Source organism: Methylophilus sp. YYY-1, assembly GCF_029132825.1.
GTDB classification, from domain to species: Bacteria; Pseudomonadota; Gammaproteobacteria; order Burkholderiales; family Methylophilaceae; genus Methylophilus; species Methylophilus glucosoxydans.
Genome location: NZ_WOVG01000001.1, coordinates 657514 through 672606 on the forward strand (window position 1 = coordinate 657514; position 15093 = coordinate 672606).

At 52.1% G+C, this 15093-nt stretch carries 18 protein-coding genes; 2 read left to right on the plus strand and 16 right to left on the minus strand.

Annotated features, from left to right (window positions below; all coding sequences use genetic code 11):
- Window positions 1-14: 14 nt before the first annotated feature.
- On the minus strand, window positions 15-290 hold the full coding sequence (locus GOC95_RS02995) for a hypothetical protein (protein ID WP_275355654.1): 276 nt from the start codon (window positions 288-290) through the stop codon (window positions 15-17).
- Between the two features lie 268 nt (window positions 291-558).
- Here GOC95_RS02995 and GOC95_RS03000 point away from each other — a divergent pair, with 268 nt between their 5' ends.
- Window positions 559-870 carry a hypothetical protein gene (locus GOC95_RS03000; RefSeq protein WP_275355656.1) on the plus strand — a complete coding sequence of 104 codons (312 nt, stop codon included), beginning with the start codon at window positions 559-561 and terminating at the stop codon, window positions 868-870.
- Between the two features lie 111 nt (window positions 871-981).
- Here the strand turns inward: GOC95_RS03000 and radA are convergent, their stop codons facing one another.
- The 8 genes from radA to GOC95_RS03040 form a co-directional block, all read right to left on the minus strand.
- Window positions 982-2337 (minus strand): DNA repair protein RadA, encoded by a 1356-nt coding sequence (gene radA, locus GOC95_RS03005; RefSeq protein WP_275355658.1) that lies wholly within the window; start codon window positions 2335-2337, stop codon window positions 982-984.
- Entirely contained in the window at window positions 2330-3397 is a 1068-nt protein-coding gene (gene alr / locus GOC95_RS03010) for an alanine racemase (RefSeq protein WP_275355659.1), read from the minus strand. The genes radA and alr overlap by 8 nt, the downstream gene beginning before the upstream one ends.
- Window positions 3397-4779: a replicative DNA helicase gene (gene dnaB, locus GOC95_RS03015; RefSeq protein ID WP_194748036.1), complete on the minus strand. Its 1383-nt coding sequence runs from the start codon at window positions 4777-4779 to the stop codon at window positions 3397-3399. The genes alr and dnaB overlap by 1 nt, the downstream gene beginning before the upstream one ends.
- A gap of 204 nt (window positions 4780-4983) precedes the next feature.
- Window positions 4984-5433, minus strand: coding sequence for a 50S ribosomal protein L9 (gene rplI / locus GOC95_RS03020; protein ID WP_194748038.1), 450 nt, complete (start codon window positions 5431-5433; stop codon window positions 4984-4986).
- Window positions 5434-5454: 21 nt separating this feature from the next.
- Window positions 5455-5688, minus strand: a complete 234-nt coding sequence (rpsR, locus tag GOC95_RS03025; RefSeq protein WP_024929836.1) for a 30S ribosomal protein S18 — start codon at window positions 5686-5688, stop codon at window positions 5455-5457.
- A 19-nt stretch (window positions 5689-5707) separates the two neighbouring features.
- Window positions 5708-5998: a primosomal replication protein N gene (priB, locus tag GOC95_RS03030; protein ID WP_275355667.1), complete on the minus strand. Its 291-nt coding sequence runs from the start codon at window positions 5996-5998 to the stop codon at window positions 5708-5710.
- A 5-nt stretch (window positions 5999-6003) separates the two neighbouring features.
- The gene (gene rpsF / locus GOC95_RS03035; RefSeq protein ID WP_194748042.1) at window positions 6004-6378 is read right to left on the minus strand and encodes a 30S ribosomal protein S6; all 375 of its coding nucleotides are present in this window, start codon (window positions 6376-6378) and stop codon (window positions 6004-6006) included.
- A gap of 119 nt (window positions 6379-6497) precedes the next feature.
- Window positions 6498-6830: a hypothetical protein gene (locus GOC95_RS03040; protein ID WP_275355669.1), complete on the minus strand. Its 333-nt coding sequence runs from the start codon at window positions 6828-6830 to the stop codon at window positions 6498-6500.
- 232 nt (window positions 6831-7062) lie between these two features.
- On the opposite strand from GOC95_RS03040, the gene epsA reads away from it, so the two are divergent.
- Window positions 7063-7842, plus strand: coding sequence for an XrtB/PEP-CTERM-associated transcriptional regulator EpsA (gene epsA / locus GOC95_RS03045; protein ID WP_275355671.1), 780 nt, complete (start codon window positions 7063-7065; stop codon window positions 7840-7842).
- Between the two features lies 1 nt (window position 7843).
- Here epsA and GOC95_RS03050 read toward each other — a convergent pair whose 3' ends face one another.
- The 7 genes from GOC95_RS03050 to GOC95_RS03080 form a co-directional block, all read right to left on the minus strand.
- The gene (locus GOC95_RS03050; protein WP_275355673.1) at window positions 7844-8269 is read right to left on the minus strand and encodes an RNA-binding S4 domain-containing protein; all 426 of its coding nucleotides are present in this window, start codon (window positions 8267-8269) and stop codon (window positions 7844-7846) included.
- A 3-nt stretch (window positions 8270-8272) separates the two neighbouring features.
- Window positions 8273-10438, minus strand: coding sequence for an AAA family ATPase (locus tag GOC95_RS03055; protein ID WP_275355674.1), 2166 nt, complete (start codon window positions 10436-10438; stop codon window positions 8273-8275).
- Window positions 10439-10912 (minus strand): molybdenum cofactor biosynthesis protein MoaE, encoded by a 474-nt coding sequence (locus GOC95_RS03060; RefSeq protein ID WP_228518750.1) that lies wholly within the window; start codon window positions 10910-10912, stop codon window positions 10439-10441. It lies immediately after the preceding gene.
- Window position 10913: 1 nt separating this feature from the next.
- Window positions 10914-11171 carry a molybdopterin converting factor subunit 1 gene (moaD, locus tag GOC95_RS03065; protein WP_275355676.1) on the minus strand — a complete coding sequence of 86 codons (258 nt, stop codon included), beginning with the start codon at window positions 11169-11171 and terminating at the stop codon, window positions 10914-10916.
- A complete protein-coding gene (gene rmuC, locus GOC95_RS03070) occupies window positions 11168-12520 on the minus strand; it encodes a DNA recombination protein RmuC (protein ID WP_194748054.1) in 1353 nt (450 codons plus the stop codon). The genes moaD and rmuC overlap by 4 nt, the downstream gene beginning before the upstream one ends.
- Window positions 12521-12686: 166 nt before the next feature.
- Entirely contained in the window at window positions 12687-13436 is a 750-nt protein-coding gene (locus GOC95_RS03075; protein WP_275355679.1) for a hypothetical protein, read from the minus strand.
- Window positions 13437-13528: 92 nt separating this feature from the next.
- On the minus strand, window positions 13529-15073 hold the full coding sequence (locus GOC95_RS03080) for an alkaline phosphatase (RefSeq protein ID WP_194748058.1): 1545 nt from the start codon (window positions 15071-15073) through the stop codon (window positions 13529-13531).
- Window positions 15074-15093: the final 20 nt, after the last annotated feature.

Below are 15093 nucleotides of genomic sequence, written 5' to 3' on the forward strand. Positions count from 1 at the left end.
GCCAAGACAGGCGATTAGCCTTTACACACCACCGCCAGGTGATTATTCGCTGGTCTGTAAATCCCATCACCACTATCAGGGAAGGTTTCGGTGTAAGACAAACGTTTGTCTAGCTCATAACCCCCGGCACACTGTTCACCCGCCTTGCGCTGGCATTGCTCCCAGGTCGTGTTGAATTCACTGCATGTCAGGGTATAGCCCGTTTTACCATTGTTGCCTGTATATTGCTGCGGGCTGACACTGGCACAAGCCGTCATTAACAGTGGCAAAAGAAAAATGATTTTTTTCATTATTTTTTCTCCTTTAATACATATCGTCATCTTATTGTCATATTTTTGTGAATCTGACTTTATTTCGGCCTACATTTTGTAGGAATAGTTGCATTAAATTTTTATGACAATTACTTTTATATAAATTAAAATTATTGGTGATGCACGCGATACTTGCTCTGTATCGAACTCGCTACAAATGCCTACAAAATACGCGGCCTTTGTAACTGACAGAACCCCGTGGGGTTTTTATACTGTTTTCAATGTCATTGATTGAAAGGAGTTAAGCATGAAATATGCGACCGTCATGGCCACCGGCTTATTCGTCCACATGTCAATCTTCGCTTCAGATATATTACCGACAGAAGATTACGCAAACCTGACAGGGGAAAAAGTACGCATCCTCAAACAACTGGGCGAGCATGCAGAGTGCATCCGTTTGGCTGATGACGAGCAGGCTTTGCGCGATTGCCAGGAGAAACTGAGCCAACGCCAACTTACCCAGGATCAATTAGCGCTTGATCCGTCTGTAAAACAAAGAACAGCCAGAAATATAGAAAAACTAAAGACAGATAACCCGAATCAAAACGAGTTTTTTTGACACGGCCATCAAGCCGCTTAAGTGAACCGACTTCCCTGTGGTTGCCTACCCTCTTCTGGGCAACCTCATCCTTAGGCAACGATAGGACTCCCATCTATCGTTGCCATTTTTTTATGCACGCATGACGTCTATGGCCTGCTCCAGCCTATCCACAGCCTCAACCTGCATACCGGCAATGCCGCCTTTGGGCGCATTTGCTTTGGGGATAATGGCATGGGTAAAGCCCAGTTTGGCAGCTTCCTTAAGACGTTCCTGGCCCCGCTGCACGGGTCGCACTTCGCCTGCCAAGCCCACTTCACCGAAGACAATCAGCTTGTTTGGCAACGGTTTGTTTTTCAACGATGAAACAATCGCCAGTAACACTGCCAGATCCACCGCAGGCTCACTGATTTTGACACCACCGACGGCATTGATAAATACATCCTGGTCATAACAGGCCACGCCTGCATGTCGATGCAACACTGCCAGCAACATAGCCAGCCGGTTCTGCTCCAGGCCCACACACAAGCGCTTGGGATTGGGCGCATGTGCCGTATCCACCAGCGCCTGGATTTCGACCAGCAAAGGCCGTGTGCCTTCTTGCGTGACAGTGATACAAGAGCCAGGTACTGGTGATTCATGGTGCGATAAAAACAAGGCGGAAGGATTGCTGACTTCGCGCAGACCCTTTTCGGTCATGGCAAACACACCGAGTTCATTGACCGCACCAAACCGGTTTTTAAACGCGCGAATCAGCCTGAAACTCGAATTCTGGTCGCCCTCGAAGTACAGCACGCTGTCGACAATGTGCTCCAGCACACGCGGGCCCGCCAGCGAGCCTTCTTTGGTCACATGACCAACCAGAATCATGCTGATCCCAAGTTGCTTGGCCACCCGAGTGAGTTGCGCAGAACATTCACGCACTTGCGCCACCGAGCCTGGTGCAGACTGCAAAGCCTCGGAATACACGGTCTGAATCGAGTCTATCACCACCACGTCCGGCTGATGCTGCTGCAGTACCTGGCTGATTTTTTCGAGATTGATTTCCGCCAGCACATCGACCTGGCTCGCATCCAGCCCCAGGCGATGTGCCCGCATGGCAATCTGCTGCGCAGACTCCTCACCGCTGATATAAAACGCTTTGAGCGATTGCGAAACCTTGCACACGGTTTGTAGCAACAAGGTCGATTTACCAATGCCAGGATCGCCACCGATGAGGACCACACCGCCCGCCACCAGCCCGCCCCCCAGCACCCGATCAAACTCGGTAATGCCGGTCGCCTGACGGGACACATCCTGCGCTTCAACATCAGCCAGTTTTTGTAATTGGGCCGTTGGCGCCAGACTGGCAAACCGGCTTGTCGTTGCCGCTTCTGGCACCGTCTCTACCAGCGTGTTCCAGGCATGGCAGCTCGGGCACTGCCCTTGCCACTTAGGCTCAGTGGCACCGCATTCGGTGCAGGTGTATTGTGTTTTTGCTTTAGCCATAGTGCTTGAACGGGACCCTGGCGGTGACCGCACATAATAATTCGTAGCCTATGGTCCCCGCTGCTTGCGCAACCTCATCTACAGGGACTTGCTCACCCCATAATTCCACAATGCTGCCAACGGTTGCGTCAGGGATACCGGTGACATCTACCGCCAGCATATCCATAGACACGCGCCCTAGCGTACGGGTCAATTGACCATTAACGGCAATCGGCGTCCCTGTTGGCGCATGTCGGGGATAGCCGTCGGCGTAACCACAGGCGACAATCCCGACCTTGGTCGGCTGATCTGCGGTAAACAAGCTGCCATATCCGACACTTTCACCGGCCTGAATTGACTGCAAGGCGATAATAGCGGACTGCAAGGTCATGACAGGTTTCAGGCCCAGCATGGAAGCATGCTGGTCGGCAATCGGCGAGGCACCATACAACATGATCCCAGGCCGCACCCAATCGGCATGGGTTTGCGGCTGCTGAATCACGGCAGCCGAATTCGCCAGGGAGCGCGCATAAGGCTGATTGGCCATGACCGCCTCCACGGTGTGCATGGCCTGCTCAACGCCATCCGCGAGATCCGCATTGGCAAAATGCGTCATCATGACGATCTCGCACACATTGGCGCATGCAGCAAGAGCAGATAACGCCTGCGGATACTCGGCTGGCGACAAGCCAAGCCTGTGCATGCCGCTATCTAACTTGAGAAACACTCGAATGGGGGCACTCAATGCGGCCTGCTGCAACCAGGCAATCTGCTGCATCTGGTGCACGACAATATCCAGCCGGTATCTGTCGACCTCAAGCAATTGCTCGGGCGCAAACACCCCTTCAAGTAACAATATGGGCTGCGTATAACCCGCTTCACGCAACGCGATGGCTTCACTAGGATTGAGCACAGCGAAAGCATCTGTTTCGCTGAGCCCTTGTGCCGCATTGAGCAAACCGTGACCATAAGCATTAGCTTTGACAACGGAGATGATCTTCGCAGCTGGCGCGTAACGTTTGACCTGCGCCAGATTGTGTCTAAGCGCAGCTAAAGACAGATGAGCAACAATCGGACGCATTAATACTCGTCCGGCATGTAGGCCGCATTGGCATAGTCGGCAAAGCGCGTATGCGCACCCATAAAGGTCAGGCGCACCCGGCCAATCGGGCCGTTACGCTGTTTTGCAATAATAATTTCGGCAGTGCCTTTTTCGGCACTGTCCGGGTTGTAATACTCATCGCGATACACGAACATGATCAAGTCAGCATCTTGTTCAATCGCGCCGGATTCGCGCAAGTCACTCATCACCGGGCGCTTGTCTGGCCGTTGGTCCACGCTACGGTTAAGCTGCGAAATCGCAATCAGCGGCACATTGAGTTCTTTGGCCAATGCCTTCAGCGAACGTGAAATTTCTGAAATCTCGGTTGCACGGTTTTCGCCCTGGCGGCCGGCTGGTGAGCTCATCAACTGCAAATAGTCGATCACAATCAGACCAAGTTCACCTGTTTGCCGATGCAAGCGACGGGCACGCGCCCGCACGTCAAAGCTGCTTAAGCCGGCCCCTTCATCAATATAAATCGGCGCCTCGTTCAATTTGCCCAGCGCGGTGGTTAGCTTTTCCCAGTCCTCATCCTCAAGGTTACCATTACGCATTTTGTGCTGGTCGAGGCGGCCAATTGAGCCGATCATACGCGTGGTCAGCTGTGTTGCCCCCATCTCCATCGAGAAAATAGCGACCGCTTTATTGGTCTCAAGCGCGACATTCTCAGCAATATTAATTGCAAACGCGGTTTTACCCATGGACGGACGACCGGCAATAATCACCATGTCACCGCCTTGCAGGCCGGAGGTCATGGAGTCAAGATCGGTAAAGCCGGTGGGGATCCCCGTCACATCAGAATGATTTTCGCGTGAGTACAGGTAGTCAATGCGGTCAGCCACTTGTGGCAAAAGCACTTGCATGCCCAAAAAGCCCTGGCTCTTGCGGTTACCGCCTTCGGCAATCTGGAAAATCTTGGCTTCGGCTTCATCCAGTAACTGCTGTGCATCGCGACCATTCGGTTGGTAAGCACTTTCGGCAATATCAGTGCCCACTGCGACCAGTTGGCGCATGACAAAGCGCTCATGCACAATTTCGGCATAGCGGCGGATATTGGCAGCGGTGGGCGTATTTTGCGCCAGCGCGCCCAGATAAGCCACACCGCCAACCGTGGTCAACTCACCACTGTTTTCAAGCGATTCAGCAACCGTCACAATATCGGCTGGCTGGTTGCGCTCAATCAGCCGTGCGATATGTTCATAAATCAATTTATGGTCATGCTGGTAGAAATCCTGCGGGGCCAGAATATCGGCTATCTTGTCCAGCGCTTCGTTATCCAGCAACAGGCCGCCCAGCACGGACTGCTCAGCTTCAATGGAATGTGGAGGGAGTTTTAAGAATTCGAGTTGTTCATCAGCCATCTGGCGATTATACCGAAAAGCTGACTGGCATTTTTGGGTTTCAGAACAGATGAAAGATTAAAAATACTTTAGCCACAGAGATCGCAGAGGAGACAGAGAAAAACCTCATGTACTTTATTGGTACGTTATCAAATAACGCTTTGTGGCAAAAAAGCAAAAAGGCTACCGAAGTAGCCTTTTCTTGTCATGCATGCAGATGCCTGATTAGGCTTCTGGCGTCACAGTCACAGTGATATCAACCACTACGTCGTGGTGCAATGCCACGCTGACAGCGAAATCACCAATGGTCTTCAGTGGGCCGTTTGGCAGGCGCACTTCAGCTTTTTTCACTTCGTGGCCTTGTGCTTGCAAGCCTTCAGCGATGTCCATGTTAGTCACGGAACCGAACAGACGGCCATCCACACCCGCTTTTTGAGCGACTGTCAGTACAAAACCAGCCAGTTTTTCGCCACGCGCTTGCGCTGCGGCCAACAGGTCTGCCTGTTGTTTTTCTAACTCGGCACGCTGAGCAGCAAACACTGCCTTGTTCGCTTCGGTCGCGCGTTTTGCTTTACCTTGTGGGATCAGGAAGTTGCGGCCGTAACCGTCTTTCACTTTAACCACGTCACCCAGGGAACCCAGGTTTGCTACTTTTTCCAATAAGATTACTTGCATGTTGTTCTCCTAAGCCGCCGATTAACCTGGGTGTTTGTCTGTGTAAGGCATCAGCGCCAGGAAACGTGCGCGTTTTACCGCGGTTGTCAATTGACGTTGGTATTTAGCCTTGGTACCAGTCATACGGGCTGGGATGATTTTGAAGTTTTCAGAAACGAAATCTTTCAACAGATCTACGTCTTTGTAGTCAACTTCTTTGATGCCTTCTGCGCTAAAACGGCAGTAACGGCGACGTTTGTACATATCTCTTGCCATGTGAAACTCCTTAAATTCTTTAATACTGTATTCGCTGTAACTCTTGTATGTGCAGTACCACTTGTGTGCTTTTTGCACTGCGCTGTGCCAGAAAACCCTTCACTTTGATCTGATCGCCGTTTTGCAATGGCAGATTGGCTTTTTCACCAATAATCACTGCGGGTAACTGACACTGCACCTTCCGATTCATCCCAGCCTCTAGCTGCTCTGAATCATGTTGCAATTGCAATCGCAACAAGGGCAAGCCCGCCGGTGTGTATCGCAACGTTTCAACTGCTTGAACCGTCGCTGCAATCACCAGCGTATTCACAACACTTAAGCAGCCGCCTCTGTGCTAGCAGCAGGTGCGTCACCAACGATGGTTTTGGATTTTTCCTCTTTCATCATTGGGCTTGGTGCGGTGACCGCTGTTTTCGTCGCGATGGTCAGGTGACGTAATACAGCATCATTAAATTTGAAGCCATGCTCCAACTCTTCCAGCACTTCTTGGCTGCACTCGATGTTCATCAACACGTAGTGCGCTTTGTGTACTTTTTGGATTGGATAGGCAAGTTGACGACGGCCCCAGTCTTCCAGACGGTGGATGTTGCCGCCATTACCTGTGATTTGTGCGCGGTAACGCTCAATCATCGCAGGCACTTGTTCACTCTGGTCAGGGTGAACAATAAACACGATTTCATAGTGTCGCATGAGATTTCCTTATGGTTAAAGCCACCTTCGGATCAAACTTAAGAATGCCTGATCAAAGTGTGGCAAGGTTGCAAAGCACGCGATTATAAACCCTTTTTGAAGGATTGATCAAGAAGCGATTATGTTTTAGGCGGATTCTCTAGGGATTTGTCTTCTTTTGGCAGGTAATAAGGGTCAGCGACGTAGCCAGGCCCCTTCATGATAATGATCACGATCAGGCCTATCATGGCGGCACCGATAAAGAACCAGAAGGTAAACAGCAAGCCCAAAAACATCGAGTTGCGTTCCAGGTCATGAGCCAGCAAATCACCTGACTGCCACCAGTCATAAGCAATGGGGGCAGCAAACACCACGCTCCCCAATAGCCACCATTTAGGCAGTTTCTTGAGCAGCTGCCATTCTTTATAGCTAGGGTAACGCACGCCACCAGGAAGTTTTTTCAGAATACCCATGAATGTCTGGACCTTAAAGCCATCTCATCACACCAGCCTTATTTTACCTTAAGGCCCCAAGTAGTAGGAAAACGATGTGGCCAAATCGTTCAACCCTTGCGCCATATCAAGTGCGCACTTTGCAAGGATTCCCACATGCATGGTTAAAGAATTGCCAGCCTATGCCGTAAAACCCTTAAACCATGAAACATCGGGCAATGCTGCCCTGCTCATTACCGTTTGAGGTCATTGCATGCTGGTACAAAAAAAACAAACCCATTGGGAAGGCATTTTGCAAGCCATACAGAAATCATATGCGATTAAACGGCATATTGAATTCTTTCAATGGCTGAAACAAGACATTCATCCACTGATGCGGCACGATGCGCTATTGGCAGCGTGGGGCGACTTCAGCACCGGCGAACTGCATTTTGATGTCTCTTCTGCAATCCCGGAAATGTCTACCCAGCGCTTACTGGAAGACTCTGCCATTGTGAACTACCTGATGTGCAACCTGTACAAACGCTGGGTAGAAAACGACGAAAAATGGTTTGTGATTAACCGTTTTGATGCCACGGGCATTCATGCACAGTCGCCCAACCCGTTCACGCAGCAGTTGATAAAAATGCATTCGCTCATGGTGTATGGCGTACGCGATACCCGTGGCAAATCAGACTGTATTTATGTGTTTTTTGACCGCACCAAAGAGTTTCATGTGCCAGACCAGATGCTGGGCATGATCATGCCGCACCTGGATGCGGCGATCCGCCGTATTGGACACCTGAAACCGGTGATTAAAGACGAGGACCTGCTGGACAGTATGGCGCAAGGCGGGTTATCAGACCGCGAGCAGGAGATTCTGCATTGGGTGCGCAGTGGCAAAACCAATCTGGAGATAGGCATGATCCTGCATATCAGTGCCAATACGGTCAAAAACCATCTCAAACGCATTTTCCAGAAACTGGATGTTTCTTGCCGGGCACAGGCGGTGGCAAAAACCGGCCTTAGCAATGGCGCCCGCAGGCCAAGCTAGACTAACCGCGTCCAGTAAAGCGCTGAATATCGCGCATTTGACGCTTGGTCGGACGCCCCATGCCACGGTCGCGCTCGGCAAAATGCTCCGCACCGCTCTCTTTCATCTGCTGGCGTATTCGTTGGCTTTCTTCAGTCTCGCGGTATAGCAAGGCGGCTTCGGGCGCGCCGCGCCGTACATTACTGAGCGCCAGCACTTCCACCTCTATCTGCATATCCTTGTTTTTAATACTCACGCGCATGCCAGGCTTCATTTCGCGTGCATTTTTGGCGCGGTCGCCATCAATGCGCACCTTGCCGGCCTCGACAGCGTCGGCCGCCAAACTGCGTGTTTTAAAAAAACGGGCGGCCCATAGCCATTTGTCTAGACGGCAACCGTCGTCTTTTTCTGGCGGTGCCTCTTGCTTGCGGTGATGCGTGCGTGGCATAAATCAGAAATGTTGATGGTCTTGTTGTTGCTGGATATAGGCCATACGTGCCTGATTACGTTCCAGCGTTTGCCGGTAGCTGGCGAGTGCAGCTTGCGCGCGTGCCATGAGCGTATCACCCTGATAGGTGCCATCCGCCTCTTGCACGCCGGCTTCGCAGTCGGTCAGATGGGCAATGCCTTCCAGCACATGGTCAATAGCAATAATTTTGAACATGCCATTATTCACGGCCGTGACGACGGTCTCATCCAGCAGCAGGTGACGCTGGTTACGTTTGGGGATAATAACACCCTGCTCGCCGTTTAAGCCCAAGGCCTGGCAGACGCGGAAATAGCCCTCGATTTTTTCATTGACGCCACCAATCGGCATCACTTCGCCAAACTGGTTGAGGGCGCCGGTGACGGCCATGCCTTGCTTGATCGGCAAGCCAGTCAGCGCAGATAACAGCGCAAACAATTCGGCACAGGAGGCAGAGTCGCCTTCTACGCCATTATATTCTTGCTCAAACACCAGCGAAGCGTTCAGGCTCAACGGTGCCAACGCCCAAAAACTGGCACTGAGCCAGTTTTGCAGAATATAAATGCCTTTGTCATGCGTAGGGCCGCTCATATTCACTTCGCGGTCAATATTGATCACGCCACTGCGGCCTGGATAACAACGGGCGGTAATCCGGATAGGCGAACCAAAACTGGCATCGCCCAACTCGATATGCGTGAGGCCATTGACCTGCCCGACCACACTGCCATGCACCTGTATCAATAACTCATTATCAATAATCGAGTCACGAATCTGTGTTTCAAAAAACTGCTGACGCAACAAGCGCGCAGACAGGGCCTGCTTGACATGCGCATCGGTCACCAGACGTGCTTCAGCAGCCACCGCAGCACTCTCATGCATGAGCTGATCCAGATGCACAAAGCGCGTACTGATACGGCCTTGGTCCTCTTCCAGCCTGTGCATGAACTGCAACAGCACATTCACCGCCGCGCTCGTAAAATGCGGCATCACCTGTTGCTGGCATTTACGCGCAATATAGCCGGCCACCCAGGCATAATTGTCTAGTGTGGCGGCAACGCGGTCCTCAAATTCGACTTTTACCGGAAAGAAGTCAAAGAAATCGGGCTGTGCTTCAAGACAGTCGTAATAATCTTCGCGGCTGGCAATCATGACAATTTTGACATGGACCGGCAAGGCGCCATGACGATTGCCACCAGCCCCTTGCTGCGCATGGTTTGCCCAGTCTTCAATCTGCACCTCGCGGTTACGCATGAGACGGTAAAGCTTTTCGAGCAAGGCGCTGCCGTTGCCTTCGTCTTGCATCAGATCACGTAAATGCAGCAGCAACATGCCTCCATCGGCCTGGTGCACACTGCCGGCACGCAAGCGTAAGAACTCCGGCCATTGCGCCGATTCCCCTGCGGCAGTTTCCAGCATGCCAAACAAGGCGGCAAAGCCGGGGTCTTTGTCCTCAACCACAGGCTGCTTGATGCCGGAGGTAAGGTTAGCGCGCTGATCGACCAGCAGATTTACCCGAAAACGCGATAAGAAGCCGTCATTGACCAAGCCGTCAGTGCCGCTGTCGCCCTCACTGCCGACTTGCTGCCAGGCTTGCAAATACCCCAGCACCTCGGGTTTGATCAGATTAAAAAATGGCGATAACTTGGCACTGCTTAATTGCGAGCGCAAACCATCCACGCGCTCCTCAAGCCAGGTTTCGGCCTGCGAAAAATTGACCTGGCCATTGGCATCCACCCATTGCTGCATCTCTGCCACCAGCGACTTGATAAACGACTCCATCACAGTCCGCAACTGGGCGCCCAGCCCGGCCGGCAGCTTGATGTAGTTGGCGCAGGATTGCTGGCTAAAATCATACAGCGCCACCAGGTCGGTCAGCGTGGTATCAATCCCGGTCATGGCAGAGGCTTTCATCGCCGCCAGTGTGAGTCCGGCTCGACCAGAACCAGGCGTCCCCAGCACCAGCACATTACAGCCATCCTGTTGCAGCGACAGGCCCATCATCAGTGTTTTCTGTGCTTCTGGCTGTAGTTTCCAGCCGTAGTCGGTCAGGCTAAGCTCACTCGCATCCAGCAGGTCGGCGGTGGACTCAAATGACATGGGTGACAGTTTGTAGGAAACGGTCATTTCTTCAGGACTGAGGACTTGCATCATTTAGGGCTGTTTCCATTGTTGTTTTGCTTGTTCATCAGAGGCACGGGCTTCTACCCAGTGTTCGCCAAACGCGCCGATTTCTTTTTTCCAGAACGGCGCATCGGTCTTTAAATAGTCCATCATAAAGGCACAGGCTTCAAAGGCTGCCTGGCGGTGCAAGCTGGTAGCGGCCACCAGCACAATCTGCGCCTGAGCAGCCAATAGGCCGACACGGTGGATGATACGCACCCCGAGCAATGGCCAGCGACTGGCCGCCTGTTGCGCAATACCCTGCAAGGCCTTTTCGGTCATGCCAGGATAATGTTCGATTAACATCTGGCTTAACTGACCCTCACTGGCGTGCTCTCTTACCCAGCCGACAAAATTCACCAGCGCACCGGCCTCTGGCGAGGCTAGACGCAAGCGCTGCAACTCGCTGGCCAGGTCAAAATCCTCAGACTGAACAGAAATATCCAGAAATGGTGGCTTGCTCAAATCAGCCTCCGGTCACAGGTGGAAAAAACGCCACCTCATCACCTTCATCAAAGGTTGCCATATCATCGACCAGCTCATGATTGATAGCCGCACGTACCACCCCGCTACCGTTAAACAGTTTTTGCCAGGTCTCGCCGCGGCCAGACAACCAGGACTTGAGTGCGACGATGGTTTCTATCTCATCCGGCAGCTCTACGTCTTCAGAGGAGTAATTCACCACCTCTTTGATGCGTGCAAAATATAAAATGGTGATCTTCATGTAGGGGTGCTCTTTCCAACCTCGTCTAATTCGTCCAGCAATTCCAGCGTTTCCAGACCAGCCTCTGCCAGCTCGACTTTTTCAATCTGGGCGAAGCGTCTGGAAATCTTCTGGCTGCTGATATGCACGTCTTGCGCATTTTCATGCGCCTGCCGGATATTATCAGCCAGTTTTTTCATGCGGGTATCAAAGCGGTCAAAATCTTTACTTAATTTGCCCAGCTCGTCTTTGATGATATGCACCTGTTTGCGCATCTCCACATCTTTGAGCACTGCGCGTGCCGTATTGAGCACCGCCATCAGGGTGGTCGGCGACACCAGCCACACGCGTTTCTGCATCGCGTAATCGACCACATCCCTATGATAGGCATGAATCTCGGCAAACACCGCTTCAGCCGGGATAAACATGACCGCGCCATCGGAGGTCTCGTTGGCGATGATGTATTTGCTGCTGATATCATCAATGTGTTTTCTGATGTCAGCCTTGAACAGCTTGGCGGCTTGCGCCTGCACCAGATCGCCCTGGCTGCTATCTATCATGCGATGGTAGTTTTCCAGCGGAAATTTACTGTCAACGGCCACTGTGCCAGTTGGCTCGGGCAAAAATAAAGCACAATCCACGCGTGCACCGTTACTCAGCGTATGTTGCATGGCAAAACTGCTATTGGGCAACACATTGCGGATCAGCCCTTCCAGTTGCACTTCCCCATAAGCACCGCGGCTGCGCTTATCCCCCAACAGTTCCTGCAAACTGACCACATTCACACTGAGACCATCAATTTTCTTTTGGGCCTCATCAATGGTGGCCAGTCGCTCCATCACACTCACAAAGGTCTCGTTAGTTTTCTTGAACCCTTCTTCCAGGCGAATAGACACCTTGCCACTCATCTCCTCCAGGCGGCCATCGACGACTTTGGTCAGTGCTTCAATGCTTTGCGTCAAGCTTTGAGTCGTTGTTTGCAAGGCGGTTTTAAGCAAGTTTTGCTGGGCAATGCCCTGCTCGGACAAGCCATTACGCAAGCTCAGGCTGAGTTGTTCAGTGCTCTGGCTCAAGTGGTCGCGCTGGGCAACCTGTAACGCCTGCATCGCTTCACGCGTCGCGGTCAGCTCTTGCGACAATTGCGCCCGCAAACGGTCTTGCTGGTCGGTATTCAGGCTTTGCAAGCGATCAGCCAGATGATTGAGTGACTGGTGCATCTCCTGCATCATCATGCGGTGTTTCTCTTCAAGCTGCTGCGCCAGTAACTGTGCCAGCGCCTGCTGCGCAGCCTGTTGTTGCCTGCGAGACTGCCACACCAGCATGGCAATAATCACCACTAATAAAAGAAGCTGAATAATTTGAAACGTCATGCAGGCATTATAGCCGATGACTGGGAGGGCCACACTGCCCGGCTGCAAATTCGGCCGCCGGGCGGCAAGCCCATCGCATGCGCCATGCGATCAGAGCAATCAACACGTATTCTTTGCGATGCCTGGGCATGCAGTCCAGACATCGCTAGCGATCAGGCCGACGCGACTAATGATGATGCGACTGCAAGCCAGGCGCATCGTGCGCTTTGGCCAGCCATTGCATTTCGGAAGGGTTGTGTTCCATATCGCCCAAATCGGCATAATCTACATGCTGGTACTGGCTCAACGCAGTCAAAGAGGTTTTGGGCGCGATTTCGACGGGCTGACCAGGCTTGGCTGCCGGTTGCAACGCCTGCAACTGTATGCTGACCGTGTGTTGTGGATAGGTATATTCGACCTTGTAGGGCAATTTCAAGGCTGGAATCCACCAGACCTGACTACGGATCCCGTTGCCCAAGGTGCCACTGTACTTCTCAATAGCATAGCCATACTGTTCGCTGGCTTCGTCTGCCACTTTTTGCAGGCTGGCCAACTCGGCATCGGTGACCAATTGCGTCTTCAGTTGCCATGTGGCTTCATCCATTTTGATCGCCAGCAGTTTTAAATCCACATCGCTGTAATCAATGGTGCGCTGCTCGTCATGCATCAGGTAAATATAGCTGAATTGCCCACCCGGTTTTTTCTGCCACAAGCTGCTGTGGTGAGCTGGCTCGCCATTTTGATACAACTGACGAATTTCCACCTCATCCTGGTCACGCATCAGCCACCATTGCAAGTGCTTGGCGGCATCGGCCTGGCATGGCAAGGCGCACTGCACGGTGTCATAGCGTGCAGTGATGATTTCTTCGGCCTGCGCGCCAGCGCTTATCATCGCCATCACCAGCGCAAAACAGCCAGCGGTTTGTTTCAATCTCATGATGATTCCATTTCTTACTAAAGGCAGAGGGCAGCTTGCGCTGCCCCACTGTTAAACCAATTGATGTTCAGGTCTATTCTAAAGACAGTCGATTAAAAACCGAATGCATCTTTCATGACTTGATAAATGTAGCTTTGCTCTTGTACCCCATGGACCAGATAGGCTTTAGGGCCGACGGCATAAATCGCAACCTCTTCACCAGCATGCGTTTCAGAGCTCAGTGGCACCAGTGCCTCCTGGTGGAAATCTGGGTCCTCAGTATCCACGCCTGACATGTCGACCACGCGGCCTGCAGCAATCGCCTCATTGTAAACCGCATCACCTGGTGAGTTAGTGTGATAGCCTGGGCCGTTGGCAAAGCTCACGGTGGTGTAAGGCTTGCCATCAGCCGCCAGGGTTGGCGTGGTTTTACCTGGCTCAACCACTTTACCCAAAATCGGGTTACCACGTTTTGGATAGCCGCCTATGGTCAGGGTGTGGCTATGGTCAGCTGTGACAATAATCAAAGTGTCGTTCAGATTCACTTTGGAAGCCGCTTCACGCACCGCATCTGACAGCGCCACCGCATCTTTAAAGGTACGGTAAGCATTGCCTGCATGAGAAGCATGGTCAATCCGGCCACCTTCCACCATCAGGAAGAAGCCATTCTGGTTTTTCTTCAAAATGTCGATGGCCTTGCCCGTCATCTCTGCCAAAGAAGGCTCACCAGCGATATCGTTCGGACGGTCTTGCTCGTATTCCATGTGGGAGGGGTTGAACAAGCCCAAGACTTTATTGGTCGTGGCTGGATTCAAGGCATTGAATGCCGATTGATTTTCGATATAGACGCCACCAAACTTGTTCACATATTCTTGCGTCAGGTTACGGCCATCGGTACGGCGGCCTTTGGCGCCTTCGATATCTTTAATACTGTTAGGCAAAAAGTAACTACGGCCACCGCCAAAGACGACATCAACGCCATCGCCAAGCTTGCCATTACCAAAGTTATCAATCAGTTGTGCAGCAATATCCTTGACGCCATTGCTAGCCGCCGCCGCTGACAGGTTAGCATTGGCTTCCCAGTCACGGTTGGAAATATGTGCATAGGTGGCTGCCGGGGTGGCATGCGTGATACGGGCAGTCGACACCACACCGGTGGCTTTGCCAGCTTGCTCGGCCTGTTCCAGCAGGGTGGTTACTTTATTCGCATTGATCACGGCAGGGTTAGCCTCATTGCGCGGAACAGACTGGTTCAATGAAATGATGCCGTCATTGGTTTTCACGCCAGAAATGATGGCGGTCATGGTCGGTGCAGAGTCAGAGGTCTGCTGGTTGGTCGAATAAGTTTTGGACAGGGCCACATAAGGGAACTCTTCAAAAGACAGTTTGTTGCGCTCACCATCCTTGCCTTTGAGCTGACCTTCAAAAATACGCGCGCCAGTGACCGTCGAAATCCCCATACCGTCGCCGACAAACAAAATCACGTTTTTGGCTTTGCGTGCATTCGGTACCAGTTTTTTACTGTCGCTCAGGCTTGCTGCGCCATCGTTGAGCCAGAACTGGGCGTTTTCCTCAGCCATCAAAGGTTGTGTCAGGGAGACTTGTGTACCCAGCAGCATGGCCAACAGAGCAGTACGTTTTAAGTTAAACAGTTGCATGATTGTTTCCTCAAAGATAT